This window comes from Spirulina sp. CCNP1310 (assembly GCF_034932185.1).
Taxonomy (GTDB): domain Bacteria; phylum Cyanobacteriota; class Cyanobacteriia; order Cyanobacteriales; family Spirulinaceae; genus Spirulina.
The window spans coordinates 22481-41047 of sequence record NZ_JAYGHW010000070.1; the positions used below are offsets into that span (position 1 = coordinate 22481).

Annotated in this window: 21 protein-coding genes and 1 tRNA gene; 10 read left to right on the forward strand and 12 right to left on the reverse strand. The window is 50.8% G+C overall.

Features of this window, described 5'->3' with window-relative positions:
* Positions 1-50: 50 nt before the first annotated feature.
* A complete protein-coding gene (gene petG / locus VB712_RS12790) occupies positions 51-164 on the reverse strand; it encodes a cytochrome b6-f complex subunit V (protein WP_323255269.1) in 114 nt (37 codons plus the stop codon).
* A gap of 59 nt (positions 165-223) precedes the next feature.
* Positions 224-556: a hypothetical protein gene (locus VB712_RS12795; RefSeq protein WP_323255271.1), complete on the reverse strand. Its 333-nt coding sequence runs from the start codon at positions 554-556 to the stop codon at positions 224-226.
* A gap of 662 nt (positions 557-1218) precedes the next feature.
* Here VB712_RS12795 and VB712_RS12800 point away from each other — a divergent pair.
* Together VB712_RS12800 and VB712_RS12805 are read left to right on the forward strand one after the other, a co-directional pair.
* Positions 1219-1494 (forward strand): Mo-dependent nitrogenase C-terminal domain-containing protein, encoded by a 276-nt coding sequence (locus tag VB712_RS12800; RefSeq protein WP_416236338.1) that lies wholly within the window; start codon positions 1219-1221, stop codon positions 1492-1494.
* 319 nt (positions 1495-1813) lie between these two features.
* Entirely contained in the window at positions 1814-3871 is a 2058-nt protein-coding gene (locus tag VB712_RS12805; protein WP_323255275.1) for a diguanylate cyclase, read from the forward strand.
* Here the strand turns inward: VB712_RS12805 and VB712_RS12810 are convergent.
* Positions 3804-6500, reverse strand: a complete 2697-nt coding sequence (locus VB712_RS12810; RefSeq protein ID WP_323255277.1) for a DNA polymerase III subunit alpha — start codon at positions 6498-6500, stop codon at positions 3804-3806. The genes VB712_RS12805 and VB712_RS12810 overlap by 68 nt on opposite strands.
* A 321-nt stretch (positions 6501-6821) precedes the next feature.
* On the opposite strand from VB712_RS12810, the gene VB712_RS12815 reads away from it, so the two are divergent.
* The 3 genes from VB712_RS12815 (at position 6822) to VB712_RS12825 (ending at position 8197) form a co-directional block, all read left to right on the forward strand.
* Positions 6822-7295 (forward strand): NAD(P)H-quinone oxidoreductase subunit N, encoded by a 474-nt coding sequence (locus tag VB712_RS12815; RefSeq protein ID WP_323255279.1) that lies wholly within the window; start codon positions 6822-6824, stop codon positions 7293-7295.
* A gap of 102 nt (positions 7296-7397) precedes the next feature.
* On the forward strand, positions 7398-8024 hold the full coding sequence (locus VB712_RS12820; protein WP_323255281.1) for a salt stress protein, Slr1339 family: 627 nt from the start codon (positions 7398-7400) through the stop codon (positions 8022-8024).
* On the forward strand, positions 8021-8197 hold the full coding sequence (locus tag VB712_RS12825) for a hypothetical protein (protein ID WP_323255283.1): 177 nt from the start codon (positions 8021-8023) through the stop codon (positions 8195-8197). Before VB712_RS12820 ends, VB712_RS12825 begins: the two co-directional genes overlap by 4 nt.
* 30 nt (positions 8198-8227) lie before the next feature.
* On the opposite strand, the gene VB712_RS12830 is transcribed toward VB712_RS12825, so the two are convergent.
* The 6 genes from VB712_RS12830 to VB712_RS12855 all read right to left on the reverse strand — a co-directional run bounded on the left by VB712_RS12830 (position 8228) and on the right by VB712_RS12855 (position 13582).
* The gene (locus tag VB712_RS12830; RefSeq protein WP_323255285.1) at positions 8228-9058 is read right to left on the reverse strand and encodes an ABC transporter permease; all 831 of its coding nucleotides are present in this window, start codon (positions 9056-9058) and stop codon (positions 8228-8230) included.
* Between the two features lie 50 nt (positions 9059-9108).
* Positions 9109-9867: an ABC transporter ATP-binding protein gene (locus tag VB712_RS12835; protein ID WP_323255287.1), complete on the reverse strand. Its 759-nt coding sequence runs from the start codon at positions 9865-9867 to the stop codon at positions 9109-9111.
* A gap of 29 nt (positions 9868-9896) precedes the next feature.
* On the reverse strand, positions 9897-10919 hold the full coding sequence (locus VB712_RS12840) for an ABC transporter substrate-binding protein (protein WP_323255289.1): 1023 nt from the start codon (positions 10917-10919) through the stop codon (positions 9897-9899).
* A gap of 161 nt (positions 10920-11080) precedes the next feature.
* Positions 11081-11884, reverse strand: a complete 804-nt coding sequence (locus tag VB712_RS12845) for an exosortase-dependent surface protein XDP2 (RefSeq protein WP_323255291.1) — start codon at positions 11882-11884, stop codon at positions 11081-11083.
* A gap of 325 nt (positions 11885-12209) precedes the next feature.
* The gene (mraY, locus tag VB712_RS12850) at positions 12210-13307 is read right to left on the reverse strand and encodes a phospho-N-acetylmuramoyl-pentapeptide-transferase (RefSeq protein ID WP_323255293.1); all 1098 of its coding nucleotides are present in this window, start codon (positions 13305-13307) and stop codon (positions 12210-12212) included.
* Between the two features lie 47 nt (positions 13308-13354).
* Entirely contained in the window at positions 13355-13582 is a 228-nt protein-coding gene (locus VB712_RS12855) for a DUF3134 domain-containing protein (protein WP_323255295.1), read from the reverse strand.
* A 214-nt stretch (positions 13583-13796) separates the two neighbouring features.
* Between VB712_RS12855 and VB712_RS12860 the strand changes: the two genes are divergently transcribed.
* From VB712_RS12860 to VB712_RS12870, 3 genes are read left to right on the forward strand one after another with little or no spacing between them, the layout of a single operon-like run.
* Positions 13797-14399 carry a PAP/fibrillin family protein gene (locus tag VB712_RS12860; RefSeq protein ID WP_416236339.1) on the forward strand — a complete coding sequence of 201 codons (603 nt, stop codon included), beginning with the start codon at positions 13797-13799 and terminating at the stop codon, positions 14397-14399.
* Positions 14400-14831, forward strand: a complete 432-nt coding sequence (locus VB712_RS12865; protein WP_323255299.1) for a hypothetical protein — start codon at positions 14400-14402, stop codon at positions 14829-14831.
* Between the two features lie 20 nt (positions 14832-14851).
* Positions 14852-15355, forward strand: a complete 504-nt coding sequence (locus VB712_RS12870; RefSeq protein WP_323255301.1) for a YidH family protein — start codon at positions 14852-14854, stop codon at positions 15353-15355.
* A 124-nt stretch (positions 15356-15479) separates the two neighbouring features.
* Here VB712_RS12870 and VB712_RS12875 read toward each other — a convergent pair whose 3' ends face one another.
* Together VB712_RS12875 and VB712_RS12880 are read right to left on the reverse strand one after the other, a co-directional pair.
* Positions 15480-17543 carry a potassium channel family protein gene (locus VB712_RS12875; RefSeq protein WP_323255303.1) on the reverse strand — a complete coding sequence of 688 codons (2064 nt, stop codon included), beginning with the start codon at positions 17541-17543 and terminating at the stop codon, positions 15480-15482.
* A gap of 20 nt (positions 17544-17563) precedes the next feature.
* On the reverse strand, positions 17564-17848 hold the full coding sequence (locus VB712_RS12880) for a hypothetical protein (RefSeq protein ID WP_323255305.1): 285 nt from the start codon (positions 17846-17848) through the stop codon (positions 17564-17566).
* Between VB712_RS12880 and VB712_RS12885 the strand changes: the two genes are divergently transcribed.
* Positions 17813-17885 (forward strand) — tRNA-Ile (locus VB712_RS12885). The two genes, VB712_RS12880 and VB712_RS12885, sit on opposite strands and share 36 nt — an antisense overlap.
* 3 nt (positions 17886-17888) lie before the next feature.
* On the opposite strand, the gene VB712_RS12890 is transcribed toward VB712_RS12885, so the two are convergent.
* Positions 17889-18314: a hypothetical protein gene (locus VB712_RS12890; protein ID WP_323255307.1), complete on the reverse strand. Its 426-nt coding sequence runs from the start codon at positions 18312-18314 to the stop codon at positions 17889-17891.
* Here VB712_RS12890 and VB712_RS12895 point away from each other — a divergent pair.
* Positions 18307-18567 (forward strand): hypothetical protein (locus tag VB712_RS12895; RefSeq protein WP_323255309.1); only part of this gene is annotated, 261 nt, incomplete at its 3' end. The two genes, VB712_RS12890 and VB712_RS12895, sit on opposite strands and share 8 nt — an antisense overlap.

Sequence of the window (18567 nt, forward strand, 5' to 3'; positions counted from 1 at the left end):
CAATAGGGGCGAGCCATGGCCCGCCCCCCACAATGCCTAGCGCGAAAAACCTAGCTGATCGCCTTGTCGTCTCGCTTATATTGCAGATAGGCCGCCACAAAGAGGCCAGCCAGCGTGACAGGCACTAAGCCAATCACAATCCCTAAAAGCAGATGTTCAACCATGGTGCGCTCCGTTTCTGAAAATTGAGGGTTGGGGTGGTTCCGATCATATCAGATTGGGTTCATCCGGCTCCACAGCAGCGGTCAATCCCCAAACTATCGAGGATGAGGTCACTAACGGCGTTGGCGATCGCAAACTCACTATAAAAACTCTCACTAAAATCAAAAGCCTGCATCTCCGTGACAATGGCAATGACCAGCGACCCCAGATCGTTTTCCCCTTCAAGGCGTTGGCGGATATAGATCTGTGCCGCCCGTTCAGCAATAATCCCATTGATGGGTTCTGGTAAAAACTCATCGTCAAGCCATTGATGGAGCGTGGTTTTCAACCACATTTTTTCCTCCTCCGCCACATCAACGGGCGGCAGAGTAATGGCGGGAATGACTTCAGCCATCGCATAACCTCCAAATCACGAAAACCCACTTCCCCTATGCTAACGGGGAGAGTCCCCCCTCACAAGTTTCTCTCGGCTTTGCCACTGCTCCTATGGTGCTCCCACTCCTTAAATTGTGACCTAGGCTACATTTTTTCAAACTAAAAACGATAGCCGGGTTTCTCCGTCCCAAGGATCAGGGCAAAACTTCGACCAGTAAAACAAACTGTCCCTTGTTTTCAGGGTTGATGAAAATCACAGGTTAGGGTGATGCCTTATACAACCACTGAAATTCAAATTGAGCACAATCAATTGAGGGGTAGAGAATCAACGGTCTGTATTTTTTGCCAAGGATTGGTTTCCCTTGTTGCCCAAGGTTACACTGCAAGCCTGATCCGTCCTAGCCTAACAATGGGAGACAAAAATCCACAAAACTTGTTATTTGACCCGAGGAATCCTCAGTAAAGTGGCGTAAAATGATTAAATCTCCAGGAATTTCGCCTCACCTCTCCGTAGTAAATCAGCAGCAGTCCTGTTCTCAACAGCAAGAGCTAAACACAATGGTTGACGTAACAGCATATACAATTCACCAAAACTTTACCTCCCCTTCATCTAAACCTCATAAACGGCAATTAGGGGTGATGGTTTGGTTCACCCAATGCTTCAGTCGGGTAAAAGGTTTTATGACCCAAGGCCTGACGTTTAAACCTCTCCAGCCCTTTAAGCAGTGGTTAGAAAATGTGGATGTCCGGGAGGGGGAGCGGGCCCGTTTTTTATGCCAAGTGATTCCGGCTCAATGCCCCTTTGAACGGGATGTGCGTTTTTTCGGGAAGGTGTGGTTCCACATTCCCCCCTTATGTAAGCTGAATCCTTTCTATGAGCAGTTGGTGATGCTGCGTTTCAAATCCCTCTGTTATCTAGCCGATGAATGCGGCGAGGACATCACCCCCTACTGCTGAGGGGATTGCCTCTCAATATTTTTGGGTCATGACTTGAGTCGTGATCCCTACCCCTAAAATTTCTCCCCTTGGCTGAAGCTGAGGGGATTGGTGTCAATTGTTACAAGTCTTCCCAATTGACGGCGATCGCCCATCCTATGGGTAAAGATAAGATTAAGCTCGATTTTTCCAAAGTCAAAGAAAAAAGGGAAAACCTCCCCCAGTCATCCAGGGATAGGAGGAGCGATCGCTGTCTCCACCAAAGTCTTAACGGCTCTGAGCATCTACCATAGCCTTATCTTCTCCCGTCAGCATGGAAAATTCTGTTCCAAAACCCGCGATGCTCGGACTGTTACGCCTCAATTGCTGTTTACTCACAGCAGGGCTTCTCCTTCTGGGCCTGGGTTTAGGATTGCGAACAGAGATGCAGGGGATGATTCTTGCGGGGCTGACGGCTCCTGGGACATTGGCGATCGCCATCCTTTGCACCTTGGGCGGTTTAACCCTACGGTTTTACCGCTCACTCTTATTTCAGGCGGCTGCATCCCCCCTTATCCCAGTGGATCTCAGTGAGCAGGCCAACGCTGAAGCCATTTTGCGGGATAACGAAGAGCGGTTTCGCGCCATTTTTGAACAGGCCGGTGTGGGCATGGCGATCCTGACCTTGGAGGGATATTTTTTTCGGATTAATCAAAAACTCTGCGATCTCTTGGGTTACAGCCGTTTGGAACTCTTCACCCAGCGGTATCATGATCTCCTTGTTGAGGAAGCCCATCAAGATGTAGATGCTCTCGCAGAGATGCTATTAACGGGGGAGCGCTCCTCCTATTGCGCCCAACAACAATACCGCCGTCAAGATGGCTCTTGGCTCTGGGGAACCACGACCCTCTCCCTGATTCGGGATGCGGAGGGGATGCCTAAATATTTTATTGGCGTGATTGAAGATATCAGCTTGCAACAGGCGGCCCTCCAGGAACGGGAGGCCGCAGAGGAATCCCTGCGGGCATTGCTCAACGCCATCCAAGAAAGTGCATTTTTGATTGATACCCATGGGATGGTATTGCAGGGGAATCAGGCGATCGCCCACCGTTTACAAACCCCCCTGGAGGAATTAGTGGGCAGTTCCATCGCCACTCATCTCCCCCCGGACATTGCCGAGATCTATCGCCACCAAGCTAAAACCGTCCTCAGCACCGGGCAACCCAGTCAATTTAATGACCTGGTGGAGGGGCGGCATTATGAAAATAGTATCTATCCGATTAGCGATCGCGACGGCTATATTACCCGCCTTGCCGTGTTTTCCATCGATCTCACCGAAAGCAAACAGGCAGAAGATGCCCTCAAGCAAGCCAATGCCCAACTCCTTGATAAAGTCACCCAACTGGAACTCCGTCATCAGGAAATGGTGCTGTTGGGAAAAATGAATAGTTTTTTACAGGTCTGTCGCTCCGTTGCCGAAGCCCATCGCATGGTGGCGGATTTGCTCCGCCCCCTCTTTCCCCATTGTTCCGGTGAACTGTTCCGGCTCAATGCTACGGAGCAATGGATGACCCAGGTCGCTGCCTGGGGAGAACTCCACACCAGCCAATCCCAATTTCCGATGCAACATTGTTGGGCGTTGCGCCGCAGTCAACCCCATTGGGGTACAGCCAGCAGTACGGGCCTGCTCTGTCCCCACATCCATCACCACAACCCCCCCGCCGAATCCCTCTGCTTACCGATGTTTGCCCAAGGGGAAATTGTCGGTTCATTGCATTTGAGTAGCTTGATTGCCGGGAGTTTAGATGAAGCCAAGCAACAACTGGCCCACACCGTCGCGGAACATTTAGCCCTGGCCCTGGCTAGTCTAGAACTGCGGGAAACCCTCAAAACCCAAAGCACCCATGACCCCCTGACGGGACTCTATAACCGTCGGTTTATGGTGGAGGCTCTCAGTTATGAATTGCAGCGATCGCAGCGTCACGATTTCACCTTCTGTGTCGTCATGCTTGATGTGGATCACTTCAAGCAATTTAACGACACCTTTGGCCATGATGCGGGGGATTTAGTCCTACGGGCGTTGGGGCAATTGTTGCGCCAAAATCTGCGGGAAAAAGATCTCCCCTGTCGCTACGGTGGGGAAGAAATCGTGCTGATTTTGCCGGAAATTGACTGCCATACCTGTTATCAACGGGCGGAAATGATTCGTCGCCAAGTGGAGGCTTTGCACCTCGAAACCGAAACCCAATCCCTCAATGGTATTACCGTTTCCATGGGCTTGGCCTGTTTCCCGGAACATGGCCATAGGGAAGCGGAAATCATGCAAGCCGCTGATACCGCCCTCTATACCGCTAAACACAAAGGGCGGAATTGTACGGTGGTGGCGCAGCAGCGGCCGGTGGCAGAGCATTCCCATTGATCGCCCCATTAACGGCGCATTTTTTCAAATCTAAACCCCGCTCAAAAATTTCATCAATGGGCAACATTTCCCCCGATGCCACCATAAAGCGGTGATCTGGGGTTGCTCGAATGATGGAGCCGTCTTCTAGTTCGTATTCATAAACGGATTGTTGGCCGCGATCGTGCCATTGGGCGATCGCCTGGGTATAAATAAAACCATGGCGATCAACGCTATAAATCTGGCAAGCCCTGCGTTCCGTCACCAATTGACCAATGGGCATCGGGCCATATTCCACCGTTAACACCAACGTTTCAGCGGTTAAACAATATTCAGCAAACTTGACCATCTGGTCAAAAAGACTGTTAGCAATTTGCTCCTTAACCCCGTTTTTCGTCGCTCCATCCACAAACAATTCCCGATGCTTTTTCATTTCGGAAATTTTCTTTTTCCCCATCGCCCGCCGCAATAAATCTGCCTGACCAAGGGAATAGCCCCCCAAATCCTGAGCCGTTTTCATGATCTGCTCTTGGTAGACCAAAATTCCATAGGTTTCATTCAAGATTGTTTCCAAGAGAGGATGATCATATTGAATTGCCTCCCGGCCATGTTTGCGGTTAATAAACATGGGGATTAACCCCGCATCGAGCGGCCCGGGCCGATAGAGGGCCAAAATCGAAGAAATATCTTCAATCCCTGAAGGTTTCAAATCCCGGACAATTTGCCGCATCCCATCAGATTCTAATTGAAAAATTCCTTCTAAGTTGCCATCCCGGAACAGTTGATGGGTTTTTTGCACATCTTCGGGCAACTTTTTTATGGTTCCTTTGGCAAGAATTTGTAAGGCGCGACGTTCCCCAAGGGGTAGATCATCAAGGTCTAACCGAACGCCTTTAGTTTGCTCCACCAGATCTGCTGCTTTTTGTAATGTGGTGAGATTTTTTAACCCCAAAAAGTCCATTTTTAACAAGCCTAAATTCTCCAACTCCTCCATGGAAAATTGGGTAATTACTGCCCCATCATTGTTCCGCTGGAGCGGCACAATTTCATCTAAAGGTTGGGAAGAAATCACCACCCCCGCCGCGTGAACTCCAAAGGTTTTGTTCGTCCCCTCAATGCGCATCGCCATATCCACCCAATGTTTAATGCGGCTATTGGTATCATAAAGATCTTTAAATTCCTTACAGGGGGTATCATCGGAAACCATCACCTTTAACTTTGTGGGTTTCCCCCGCGATACCGGGATTAACTTGGTCATGCGATCGCTCTCGGCATAGGGAATATCCAACACCCGCGCCACATCCTTCAGTACCGCTTTGGAGGTCATGCGGTTAAAGGTAATAATCTGGGCCACATTGGCCTTGCCGTATTTTTGGGTGACATAATCAATCACCTTATCCCGATTATCAATACAAAAATCCGTATCAATATCCGGCATTGACTTCCGTTCGGGGTTTAAGAACCGTTCAAAGAGTAGGCCGTGGTGAACGGGGTCAATATTGGTAATTTTTAAACAATAGGCGACTAAAGAACCCGCCGCTGAACCCCGCCCCGGCCCCACGGGAATATGATTATCTCGCGCAAATTTAATATAATCCCATACCACTAAAAAATAGGTGGCAAACCCCATCCGCTGCATCATTTTCAATTCATATTCCAGCCGCTCACGATATTCGGGGGGGGCTTCGGAACGGCTTTGGCAATTGAGGCGATCGCCCAACCCTTGCCAGGTGACTTCTTCTAAATAACTATCGGCGGTATGGCCGGCGGGAATGGGATAATCAGGAATCCGGGGTTCACCGAGAATTTTATAAGGCTTCACCTTTTCGGCAATTTCAACGGTGGTTGCTAGGGCCGATTCAATCACATCATCGGGAAGATGATCCCGAAACAGTAGGCGCATTTCCTCAGCGGACTTGAGGTATTCTGTGCCAGAATAACGGAGGCGTTTATCTTCGGTGATTAATTTGCCAGTTTGGATACAAAGAAGCGCGTCGTGGGCTTCCACATCGTTACAGGAAATAAAGTGAGAATCATTGGTGGCAACAATTTTAATTCCCAATTCTTGACCAATTTTCACCATTTCCACATTCACAATCCGGTCTTCAGCGGAACCATGATCCTGAATTTCTAAATAATAATCATCACCAAATAAATCCTGATACCATTTCGCCACTTCACGGGCTTCGGCTAATTCATTTTTTAAAATCCGTTGGGGGACTTCTCCCCCCAAGCAAGCACTGGTAACGATCAGTCCTTCATGGTATTGAGTGAGTAATTCTTTATTAATACAAGGCCGGGAAAAAATGCCTTTGCCTTGCATTCCATCTAAATGGGAAATAGAAGTGAGTTTAACAAGGTTTTGATAGCCCTTTTTGTTTTTGGCTAAAACCACTTGATGATAGCGTTTATACCGGGTCTTTTTATCGGTAATATCGCCATTAATCACATACATTTCATTGCCAATAATCGGCTTAACCCCTTTATTGCGGGCCGTTTTGAGGAGTTCGATCGCCCCATACATTACGCCATGATCCGTAACAGCGATGGCGGGCATCCCCAATTCCACCGCCCGATCAATCAGGGCGGGAACCTGAGATGCACCATCAAGGAGGCTATAGTCGGTGTGGATGTGGAGGCCGATGAACATGGGGAGATGGGGAGAGGTGTCTTGTGTAGTTTAGCTTATGGGGAATGGGGGGATGGAGATCCCCCCGGCTACGCCGACCCCCTTAAAAAGGGGGTTAAATTTCAAAACCCCCCTTTTTAAGGGGGGTAGGGGGGATCATTTGACCAACGGCAAACGAGAGTTGTAGGGGCGTTGGCGTAAGCATGCCGGAGGCACAAAAATTTTTCGCCCTCTGCCTCGCTCAATGGGCCGCCTTGCTGATTAATTTGCCCTCGGCTGCGCTGACAAACGCGGTAAAATAGGCTCACTGCATTCCATCCCAACAGATTAGAGAAAATAACCATGGCACTGCTGATTACCGGGAAATCCTTTATTAAAGCTTTGGAGCAGTCTGGAGCCTTAGGCCTCTATGCGCCTCTAGAGGGGGGCTATGAGGGGCGCTATCAGCGGCGGCTCCGGGCGGCGGGTTATAAGACTTTGAATATTACGGCGCGGGGGTTGGGGGATTTGTCTGCCTATTTAATGGGCGTGCATGGGGTGCGACCGCCCCATTTAGGCAAGAAAACCATTGGCCAGGGGGCGATGGTGGGGCAAATCCACTATGTACCGCCCATTGCTTTGACCCAACTCGAAGCCCTGTCCCCCACATCGAAGGGGTTGGTCTTGTGGATTATTGAGGGGATGATTTTGTCCAGTGAGGAGCGGGCCTATTTGGTGAACTTGCCCCAGGTGGAGCCTCGGATTAAGGTGGTGCTGGAGTTGGGGGGCGATCGCTTTTGTCGCTGGCAGCCGTTGCGAGAGGCGATCTCCGCTTAAACTGTGCCGTAAAATTGATGGGTGTTGGGGCGTTGGCGTAAGCCTGCCGGAGGCACAAAAATCTTTCGCCCCTACGTTAACTGCATTTGAGAGGGGGTTGCTATGGCCACACCCGAACCGGAAAAAAGTCTGGATCAGTTATTGGCGGAGGTTGAGCAGCAATTGAGTCAGAAACCCACACCGCCCAACCCACCGGAGCAAGACCCCTTAGCGGCCTTGGCGGCGGAGTTTGCCCAGAAAAGGGCCCAGCCTGAACGAGATCCTTTCGCGGATTTAGCAGCAGGATTTGCCCAAAAACAGGCCCAACCGCCCCAAGACGCGACGGAGGATGCGTTAGCCTCCCTGGCATCCCAATTTCAGCAACCAAAACAGGCCCCTGCTCCTTCCCCAGGAACGGATGATCTGATTACCCAACTGCAACAGCAGTTTAAACCCACCCCCCCCAAGGCTCCCCCTTTGGATGATCGCCTCAACCAACTTCAGCAAAACCTCAAACCGCAACCCGTCGATCCAGCAGCCCAACTGCGGGCCCAGGAGGAGCAATTGCGGGCGCAACGGGGGCGGGAGTTGGAGCGACAGCAGCGGCGTAAGGCGATCGCCCCCAAGGCGGAGGCCTGGCTCAAGGCCCTCGATCCCTATTCCGATGAGGGGCTATGGTTTGAGCAATTTGCCTATAACTATGCTTCCCGTTTAGAGGCGGCGATCGATTATTTAGAGGCTCTATTGTGAATATCCCTGAACCCCTGTTACAAAATCTTAAGCTCTATCTCTATGGTCGGCGGGCCGCCCATGATGCCGAAGCGGAACACCTGCTCAAACAATTGGAAGAGGCGATCGCCCTTGCTCCTCAAAATCCTACCCTGATCTCCACAACCCCACCGGATCAAGGTTTAGGTTGTTAGGGGGGAGGGCGAAAAGTTGTTGTTTCTCGTTTAATTTTCATGGCGCACGGCACTCTCATGCCAATGCTTGAGGAGGAGATCGGAGAGGAGCGTTAAGGCGATGAAAATGCCGACACCGGATAAGGTGGTGAGGAAAAGTGCCGCAAACATCCGGGGAATTTGGAGATTATAACTGGACATGAGGATTTGATAGGCAATTCCCGATGCGGAACCGCCGGTTCCGGCCACAAACTCCGCCACGACTGCCCCAATTAACGACAGGCCGCCACTAATTTTTAACCCCCCTAAAAAATAGGGTAAGGCACTGGGCAGACGTAAATAAATCAGGGTTTGCCAACGGGAAGCGCCGTAGAGTTGAAATAAATTTTTTAACGGGTGATGGACACTGTGGAGGCCGAGGGTGGTGTTGGAAATAATCGGGAAAAATGCCACAATCCAGGCACAAACCACCAGCGCCGCAAAGGTGTTATTGCGTAACCACATGATGATCAAGGGGGCGATCGCCACAATGGGCGTGGTTTGCAAAATCACCGCATAGGGGAAAAAACTGCGCTCAATCCAACGGCTTTGGACAAACAACACCGCAATCAATAACCCTGAACTGGCCGCTAACAGGAAGGCAATTAGGGTGATCTTGAGGGTGATTAATAACGCCGGCCACAAACTCCCCCATTCCGTAACCAAAGTTTGCAACACCAACAGCGGCCCAGGGAGTAGGTAGGGAGGCATCCCCGTCAACCTCACCCCCAATTCCCAAACCGTGAGGATCAAAAAACCGATGATCGCCGGAGCCAACACCTCCGGCGAGAGCCGTAAGCCTTTGAATCGAGAACGGGGGCGTAAAATGTTGAAATCAGCCATGGGTTTGTTGTGAATTGCCTGGAGAGTCAGAAGCCATGGGCAGGGGTGATTTAGACACCATCGGCGATCGCCAATTGTTCAGCAATCTTGCGACAATATTCGTTAAATTCTGGGGAAGTGCGAAAGGATTCAAGGCGAGGATAGGGGGCATCAATGGCAATTTCGGCATGAATCCGCCCTGGTTGCGGAGCCATAATCACCACCCGCTGCGAAAGGTAAACCGCCTCATAGATATTATGGGTGACAAAAATCACCGTCCATTGCTTTTCCTGCCAAAGCTGGAGCAGATCGGTATTTAAACGGCTGCGGGTCATTTCATCCAAAGCCCCAAAGGGTTCATCCATCAGCATCAGCCGAGGATTGGTGATCAGGGCGCGGGCAATGGAAACCCGCATTTGCATCCCCCCCGACAGTTGGCGGGGATAAACGGATTCTGAGCCTTGGAGGTTGACAAGGGCGATCGCCTCCTGGGCAATGGTGCGAATTTTTCGGGAATCATAGCCCCGCAATTTTAACGGTAGCCCCACATTCGCCAACACCGTCGCCCAAGGCATCAGCGCCGCCTCTTGGAACACAAAGGCTAAATCCCCTTGGTGGCTGGGGTCATCCCACCACAGCGAACCGCTGGAGGGATGACCCAACCCCGCAATGATGCGCAGCACTGTACTTTTGCCGCAACCCGATGCCCCCAATAAACTGACAAACTCTCCAGGGGCGATCGCCAAATTGGCATCTTTTAAAGCCACCGTGCCATTACGGTACACTTTACTAACCTGATGCAACTGGAGCAGGGGGGCAGAATCAGCCATGCTGAATGGGGGGGAAATGATCCTAAACATTAGCCTAGGGGTTTACCAATGAAATCGAGGCTAAAGGCTTTAGTGTAGTCCGTCTCGGCTTTAAAAATACCCGCTGTGACCATATCGTCAAAAAACTGCTTCCACCGTTGATCCGTCATGGCCCCAATGCCTTGGGTTTCCGCATCCCCCGATAACACAATGCCATGGTCAATGATTTGCGCTAGACCATAGGCCATCTGTTCAGCCGTCATTTCGGGATTTGCCGCTTGAATTAACTGATTACCCGGTTCTGGGTTTTCGAGATAGCTATACCAGCCTTTAATGGATGCATCCACAAACCGTTGTACTAAATCCGGATTATTGTCGATGACCTCTTGCCGGGTTTCGATGGTCGTCGAATAGGCCGTATAGCCATGGTCTGCCAAGAGGAAAACCACCGGCTCAAAGCCCCCTTCTTTGCGAATCTTCAGCGGTTCTGAGGAGAGATAGCCCTGTTGAGCGGTGGTTTTATCGGCCAAAAAGGGGCCGATGGTGAAGTTATAGGGGCGTTTTTGGTCATCGGTGAAGCCGTATTTCGCTTTCAGGAGCGGCCAATAAGTGGTGTTCGCGGCCGCTGAGATATAAATCGGTTGGCCCTTGAGATCGGCGAGGGTTTCAATGCCTTGATCAGGATGGGCAATAATCACCTGGGGGTCTTTTTGGAATATGGAGGCGACGGTGACTTTCGGAATGCCTTCCTCCACGGCTTGGATTGCATTAGCCCCATAGCCCATGAAAAAATCGATCGCCCCGGACATGAGCAGTTGTGTGCCATTGACCTGGGGGCCGCCCATTTGGATCGTCACATCGAGGCCATGGTCGGCATAGATGCCGGTGGCGACGGCTTGATAAAAACCGCCATGTTCGGCCTGGGCATACCAGTTGGTTCCGTAGGTGACAGCATCTAGGCCATTACTCTGCTCTGAAGAGGGGGCGGGGGTGCGGCTACAGGCGGCGATCGCCCCCCCCGCAATGGCCAATGAACCGTAGCGAATGAACTGACGACGATTAAGATTGAGCATAGGGTTAATGGGGCAGAGGGGAGGCGAGGATCACGATTGTGGGCGATGTTAACGTTTCCTTAACGGCCACAACATTATTTTAAGCACAATTCCCCCAGTCAAAAACCCCCACGATATCGTGAGGGTTTAGGATGAACTAGGGATTCAGGAGAGGGTGGGAATTATTTCGCGGCCCGGCGTTTCATTAGAGCAGCACCACCAAGGGCGATCGCCCCCCCAATCATCGAGAAAGGTTCAGGGGTGTTTGTGGTGGGTTTTTCGGCCGCAACCCCAACAATTTTCCAGTCCGGGCCGTTGTAGCTGCTCTTCGCACTCACCCGTAAGCCCGCAATGGTGTTATCCGTCACGCCCAACTGAGCTAACGTTACCCCCACAGAGCCAACATTTTGAATGCTGTTACCGATTTCAAGGGTTCCCAAGCGGTAGCCCGCGTTGCTGAAATTACTTTTCGTCAAGTTCAGCAGGTTGCCAATAGCATTGCCGCTGGCATCAATAGCTTGAATATCCATCGCACTATTGATCCCCCGTTCCCAGATCAGGATGTCACGAACCCCTTGATTAAAGAAAATATTCATCGAGAACGCACCTTTATCCTCAGTATCGATGATGCTGCTGAGGTTGTTATTGCCCAAAGCGGTAACGGCTCCGGCGTTGGTCAGTCTTTCCTGAGAAAGGCCCATCGTGGCAAATTTCCCTTTATCAGCACTGGCTGCCCCCGTGTTGCCGCTCGTCCAATTGTCGTTCTGGAGGATGTTGACGCTGTTAACAAAGGCGAAATCACTATAGGTATTGCCGCCGTATTCTACAGAGTTGAGGAGGATATCGCCACGCCATTGGTTGTCGCCTGAAAGGCTGTTGTTAACGGTGTAGTTCGTTTTGAAGGTGAAGGCTTCCGCCATGCCAGCGGTAGCAGCAAGGGCTAAACCAGCGAAAATCGAAGCCAACGCGAATGAAGAACGTTTCATCAGACCAATCTCCCAAAATAAAAAAATAAAGTGTAACGGTAGTGCTAAACCCTGTATGTTTCAAGCGGTAGGACATTTACTACAGGCTGTCAAGAGGTTTGAACTGGCCCCTCTCTAATTCAGGACTACCAAATATCACACCTCAATATTAAGCATTTATCTCAGCCCCATGGCGTAAATTTTAGAAAGTTTACCCAATCTTCATCAAATTTCGGTGTTTTTTGTCCCACGATTAAACATTTCTCTCACAAAAGCTAAAATCCAAGTAAAATCACGGAAAAATTTTGCGTGTCTAGGGTGGTTTTCCGTGATTTCACGGTATCGATCAAGTGATCGCCATCGCCAGCAACACCATCCCCACACAGCCCAGATAGAACACACCCACAATCTGGGTTTCACTCCAGCCGCTCAATTCTAAATGGTGGTGAATCGGGGCCATTTTGAAGAGGCGTTTGCCTTTGCCATCGGGACCTTTGGTGGCTTTGTAGTAGCCCACCTGAGCTAAGACGGAGAGGGATTCCACAAAAAATAAGCCACTGAGGAGAAATAACCCCCAAAGGCTTTGACTTAATAGGCCCACCGCCGCTAGGGTTCCCCCTAAAGCGAGGGAGCCGGTATCGCCCATAAAGACGCGGGCGGGGTTGTGGTTGTGGACGACAAAACCGAGGCAACCGCCACTAAAACAGGCACAAAACAGGGCCAAGCTGGGATAGTCCGGGGCGATGAGCATCGCTAAACCTAACAGGGCGATCGCCGCCGTCCCCCCGGCTAAACCATCCACCCCATCGGTAATATTCGTCGCATTACTTTCCGCCGCAAACACAAACACCGCCAAGGGCCAAAACAGCAACCCGAGGGGGAGAATCAACCCTGCCGTCAGGGGAATATTGGTAATTTCCGGCGGATGGGTGGCCCCCATCCAGAGGCAAAAGGCGATCGCCCCGCTAATTTGCCAGATTAATTTCATCCGGGGGGTTAGGCCCTTATTGGATTTGCGGCGGAGAATTTCCCAATCATCCACCCAACCCAGCAGGGCATAAAACAGCGTAATCAACCCCACCGCTAGGGCATCGGTTTCAAACCCAGACCAGAGCCAAGCCACCATCACCACCAACGGCACAAAGGAGATCCCGCCCATGGTTGGCGTTCCGGCTTTTTTGAGGTGGGTTTGGGGGCCGTCTTCTTGAATGACTTGCCCGGCTTTGAGGCGGCGCAGGATGGGAATTAACCACTGCCCTAGGGCAGCACTGCCGAGGGCGCAGACCAAGAGGGGTAAAAGCAAACTGGTTTGCCATTGGCCGAGATGACCGGCGATCGCATCGTAGATTGCCGCCATCCCGAAGACAATCCCACCAAGGGCTAAGAGCAAAAATTGACCAGAGGGATTCCGGAGCTTCGCAGGGAGAAATAATTTAGCTTCCACAACTCACACACCACATTTAAAAAACAAGAGCAGCCAGGGCTTAACCCTTAATCATCGAGGTCATCACCGAGATCATCATCATCATCCGCTTCCACATCCATCAGATCGGCAATTTCTTCTTCCGCATCATCGGGGAGATCATCCTCAATCAAACCCTCACGGGGCATGAGCCGGCCGTTGGATTCCAGCCAGTACAGCAGCGACTCGCCCCGTTTGAGGGGAATCACGGAGGCGGGTTCATAACGGGCTTCTTGACGCAGGGCGGGGTTTTGCATCGCTTATAATATCGGGAGAATACCAAGGGAGAATCATCTAGCTTGGCTATGCCAGCTAAACACCCCTCAGTGTACGGGAAAAAGTCGCAGATGTGAACGATCCCAAGCTGAGGCGATCGCCCCATGGCGGGGGCTATTGTTGAACGGCATAAAAACAATTTATATGTACTTAAAAATCTTTTGTAATTACGGGTGGATATTCAGCATGACGGTGATCGATCAAAAAGCGAAATTGTTGGGGGCGATCGCCGGGAAAAATCGCGGTCTATTGGCTCAAGAGTTAGATCGGGTGATGATCCTAGAGGCGATCACCCAACTGGAAGACCAAAACCCCACCCCCCGACCCACAGAAGCCCCCCACCTCCTGGCAGGCAACTGGCGACTGCTCTACACCACGAGCCGCGAACTGTTAGGCATTGACCGCATCCCCCTATTCCAATTGGGGGAAATTTATCAATGTATTCGCACCGAGAACCAAGCGGTGTACAACATTGCGGAAATTGTCGGGCTGCCTTGGCTAGAGGGTTTAGTCTGTGTTATGGCTGAGTTTGATGTGGCATCGGAGCGGCGGTTAACGGTGAAATTTCAACGTTCAATTATTGGTTTACAGCGGCTTTTAGGTTATCAATCCCCCAATCAAATGATCGAAAAATTGGCAGAAGGGCAAAAGTTTCTCCCCATTGATTTTAAAATCGAAAACCGGGAGCAAGAGGGGTGGATTGATCTCACCTATCTGGATGAAACCCTACGGATTAACCGGGGCAATGAAGGCAGTGTTTTTGTGCTCACCAAAAGCCCGGATTCTCCTCGGATTTAGATGGCTAGTCCTGGGCTTGGGGTGGAGATCATCGCCTTGGCGGTGACGTTGGCGGGGGTGGAAACCCTCCATGGCATCCTGCGCACGGCGTTGATCGCCCCGCGCCTGGGTACGCGGCGGGCCAAGCGCCTCAGCATCATCAGCGGCACTGCTCTGCTGTTTGGGGTGTGTTGGTGGTGGATCCCCCGATTAGGCCTCAGCAACCCCCTCGCACTCCTGGCCTTGGGGGCTGGGTTGGCGGGTTTTATGGGGCTTTATGATCTGCTGTTGGGCCACTATGTTTTCAAGATGAAGTGGCGGGTATTGTGGCGGGATTTTGATCCACGCCAGGGTAATTATTTAAGCATTGGGTTATTAATTTTGGTGTTCATCCCCTGGTTGGTGATGATGATCCATAACCAGTCATGGGCATTCTTTCCCTACCAACGATAGCAATTGATTGAGAGCCTGCGATGAACGAAAAACCCCCCATTGATCGCCAACGAGAACATCAAGCCAATGAACGGACTTTTTTAGCTTGGATCCGCACGGCTTTAGCCATGATTGGCATTGGGTTGGCGATCGCCCGATTTGGTCTTTTTTTGCGCCAAAGTCAATTTCTCACCCATCCTGAAACGACAACCCTCAATACTTTAGAGGGTTCAGAAATTTTGGGTTTGGGATTTATTGCCAGTGGTTTAGCCCTGATTGTGCTAGCGCTTTTTAATTACAGTCGAGTGAGCCGTCAAATTGAGACGGGTAATTATTCCCCAAATCCGTTCATGGTTTGGTTAACAGCGGGTTTCGTGATGAGCTTAGGCATATTAAGTATTCCTTTATTATTGCTGAATCGCTCCCCCGATCCGCCTCAATCTTCGCTGCTTTTAAAACGGGAATCGGTGCGCGTGATTGGAGTTGCTCAACGCTCCCCAGAATTACCCTGGTTACGACGTAGGATCAAACGCAGAAAATTCTAAATTTTTTTGATCCCCAATCCGCTTGTATCTAGCAATTTCTGAAGCTATGCGGTACAGAGATCCCCCTCAATCCCCCTTTAAAAGGGGGAGGTAGAGTTCTCATGAGTTACGACAATGCTATAGATTAGACTCTCCTTAACTGGGCTTGTACTTGGCAATGCTTCAAGGCACGCAGTAAACGCTGGGCTTGATGATGGTAGAGGGGACAAGGTAAAACCGTTGGGAGATGGTGCATGAGCGATCGCGCTTCCGCCAGAGGATATCCAGTCATGCGGGTGATGACATTCGCCCCCTCAAAAGCTGCTTCTGAATTTCTTAAACGGGTTAAATCGACGTGCCATTCTGGCGGAGCTAACTGCCCTAGCTCCACCCAGCGTAAGCTTTCCATCGTTGCCAAAACAATCAGACGATCACCCGGTTGTAACCGCAGATCATCACTGGGTAAAAAATAAGTTTCTCCCCCCTTTTTTTGATGCAGTAACGGTACAACACCATAACCATAGGCAACCTCTGCCAATAAACGATGGACGAGAGTATCCCCCAATTCGATGGCGTATTCTGTGACTAAAACGGTTTGATTGTGGAGGCGAAATAAACTGAGAATTTTTTCTCCAAAGGCAGCACCGGCAAAAGCTTCTGCCATGACCGCATAGGTACAAAAGACTTGGGCATCGGGGAGTATTTTTGCCAAATGTTGGCTTAATTGTTGGCCATAAATCCGAATCGCTAAATGACTTTTGTCGTTGAGCGATCGCACCATTAAAGCCGCTTCTAAATTTAACATTTCATCATCCGTTGCCACAACGACGCTTTTCGCTGTCGTGACATTGGCTTGAGTGAGGGCTATTCTGAGATCCGGTTTTGCGAACGGGGTCGTAATTAAGGGCAAATGCGATAAAATTGTCGGGTCATCGTCAGCCCCTAAGCGAATCCCCACTAAAGGCTCTTGGAATGCTTCCAGGAATTGCGCAACCTGTTGACCAATCCGCCCTAAACCCATCACAATCACATGATTTTGGTGAGGAATGGGGGGGCGTTGGCGAATCAATTGGAACTTCGAGGAGAGCAAGGTTTCGGTGAGCAAGGCATAGAGCACGCCCACAAAGCCTGTGCCTATTATCGTTAAACTCAAAGCAAATAACTGTAACCACCCAGGCACATCGGGAATCAACTCAAACCCCCCAAACAAGTCCCCATAGCCCCCCAGCAGCAACACCACTGTTCCATAAAATGCCGTGAGCAGAGTTGTATCGGGATAATAGTGATGAAACAAAATCGTTCCCATCACCAACAAAATCCCGATAATGCCACCGCACAGTAAGGCCACTCGGCGGATTTGTTGCCCTAAACTGAGTTGCCAAAACTGTCCTATGGATTGCCATAAGGCGGTTTTAATTCTCTGGATTGTCAAGGTTTGACGCTGTTGCGCAAAAAAGGCAGACCAGCGCCGTCGTTTGAGATGATCAGCTAAAGAGGCGGCCTTTTGCCGTTGTTGCAAGAGAAATTGATCCGCCGTTTCTACATAGACAATTTGATCATTTTCATGGATGAGGTGCTCCGGTTGCCATTGATAAAAAGGGGGAGTCAAGGGATGAGCCTCTTTGCTATGGAGCAATACCCGACGCAGGCGACTATTGATCTCATCAATATGGCGATCGCACCAAGGATGATGGGCGGCGGTCTGTTGTTTAATCACTCGTAACCATTGCCCTTCGAGATTGAAAAATCCTAAGGTATCGGTTCCGAGGGCGGCAATGGCAAAGGCAACGGCGGGTAATTCTGTGGCTTCAAAGGCGATAAAGTTGCCCAAGGTTTCACTTAATAGTTGATTAAGGTTTTCTTTTCCGGAGCGAACCACTAAACGAGTATCGGGATTCAGTTGGCGAATCGCTAAGGCGGTTTCTGCATTGACTCGTTCATAATTGGTGACAATCAAAGCGGCTCGGGTCTGCGCGATTCCCGCTTCTTGTAGAATTTGATCTTGGCAACTATCTCCGAGAATAAAGTGATCTAAAATCTGCGGTAATTGACTAAATTCCCAGGTGGGCGGGGGTGATATTTCGATGGCCACGACGCGCACACCAAATTCTTTTAAGGCCATGACGCAATGTTGCCCTAAACTGCCTAAGCCAATGACCAAAAATTGTTGATCTGAGGTTGGTTTAGGGTCAAAAGTGGGATCCCGCATAAGTGTTTGTCGTGAGGAATTTAATCCTCTTTTAAGGTGAGGGAGAAAACGACTCCATTGATGACCCGAATGGTCTGATCTCCCAGCCATGGTCGGGCGATCGCCGCAATCCAACGGGAAAACATCCGGGCAAACCCATTGAGCAGGGGGTTAGATAGACCCTCAAGCTCACCCCAGGCGGGGCCATGAGTGGGCGATCGCCCCCCACCCCAGTTTTCAGCCCCAAACCCTAGAACCCCTGAGCCAAACCCTCTATAATGGAAAAATTGCCAGGGTTGGCCGAGCGGTTGAGGCAGCGAACTCATAATTCGCCTAAGACAGGTTCAACTCCTGTACCCTGGATGCTTAACGAATCGGATTTAACCAGAATTCGCCACCGGGTAACGGTTGGTTCGGGTTACTCAGCGCCGGTTCAGTCCGGAGGCTGGAATTGTAAGGATTAGGCAGATCCGGCGTGCGTAAAATCGGGCCGTTGCTGTATTGCTGCATCATCAAATCCTTATAAATCCCATTGACAATCGAGGCATCCCGATTGACCTCCACCTCCGGAAACCCCAGCGGGCCAAACAGAAAATCAATCTGCCGGCCAATGGTGAATGTGGTGGAAAAGGTATCTTGAGAACTAAACGTAATCCCCCGATCAAAGGCTTCTGGCCAAGTCCGCAGCAGGATCGGTTGGGAGCCAGTTTGTTGGGCCATGACCGGCAAAGCCGTCCCGATTAAACCGCTCATGCAGCCGGCGATCGCCCCCATCAAACGCAGATTGATCACAGTTTTTTCTCCCCAATTGAGCATTGATGACCGTGGCTTTATTTTAACCGTTGATTTCCGTTCCGATGCTATTCCTCCGTTGATTCGGGTTTTGGCGGTTTATTCAGTTGTGGGGCCGGAGGAGCCGGAGCCGCTGTTGGCGCAGGGGCGGGAACCTCCACGGGTGGCGGCGGGGCAGGTGCTGCGGCGGGTGGGGGAGCAGCCGGGGCAGGCCGGGGGGCAGGCCGGGGCGCGGGTTGGGGCGCTTGGCGCG

Coding starts and splice junctions, on each gene's coding strand:
- VB712_RS12835 (WP_323255287.1), bottom strand. CDS start 9,867: ATGGCTGATTCTGCCCCCCTGCTCCAGTTGCATCAGGTTAGTAAAGTG.
- petG (WP_323255269.1), bottom strand. CDS start 164: ATGGTTGAACATCTGCTTTTAGGGATTGTGATTGGCTTAGTGCCTGTC.
- VB712_RS12805 (WP_323255275.1), top strand. CDS start 1,814: ATGCTCGGACTGTTACGCCTCAATTGCTGTTTACTCACAGCAGGGCTT.
- VB712_RS12845 (WP_323255291.1), bottom strand. CDS start 11,884: ATGAAACGTTCTTCATTCGCGTTGGCTTCGATTTTCGCTGGTTTAGCC.
- VB712_RS12880 (WP_323255305.1), bottom strand. CDS start 17,848: ATGAGTTCGCTGCCTCAACCGCTCGGCCAACCCTGGCAATTTTTCCAT.
- VB712_RS12840 (WP_323255289.1), bottom strand. CDS start 10,919: ATGCTCAATCTTAATCGTCGTCAGTTCATTCGCTACGGTTCATTGGCC.
- VB712_RS12820 (WP_323255281.1), top strand. CDS start 7,398: ATGGCCACACCCGAACCGGAAAAAAGTCTGGATCAGTTATTGGCGGAG.
- VB712_RS12830 (WP_323255285.1), bottom strand. CDS start 9,058: ATGGCTGATTTCAACATTTTACGCCCCCGTTCTCGATTCAAAGGCTTA.
- VB712_RS12810 (WP_323255277.1), bottom strand. CDS start 6,500: ATGTTCATCGGCCTCCACATCCACACCGACTATAGCCTCCTTGATGGT.
- VB712_RS12870 (WP_323255301.1), top strand. CDS start 14,852: ATGAACGAAAAACCCCCCATTGATCGCCAACGAGAACATCAAGCCAAT.
- VB712_RS12855 (WP_323255295.1), bottom strand. CDS start 13,582: ATGCAAAACCCCGCCCTGCGTCAAGAAGCCCGTTATGAACCCGCCTCC.
- VB712_RS12875 (WP_323255303.1), bottom strand. CDS start 17,543: ATGCGGGATCCCACTTTTGACCCTAAACCAACCTCAGATCAACAATTT.
- VB712_RS12815 (WP_323255279.1), top strand. CDS start 6,822: ATGGCACTGCTGATTACCGGGAAATCCTTTATTAAAGCTTTGGAGCAG.
- VB712_RS12800 (WP_416236338.1), top strand. CDS start 1,219: ATGACCCAAGGCCTGACGTTTAAACCTCTCCAGCCCTTTAAGCAGTGG.
- VB712_RS12865 (WP_323255299.1), top strand. CDS start 14,400: ATGGCTAGTCCTGGGCTTGGGGTGGAGATCATCGCCTTGGCGGTGACG.
- VB712_RS12795 (WP_323255271.1), bottom strand. CDS start 556: ATGGCTGAAGTCATTCCCGCCATTACTCTGCCGCCCGTTGATGTGGCG.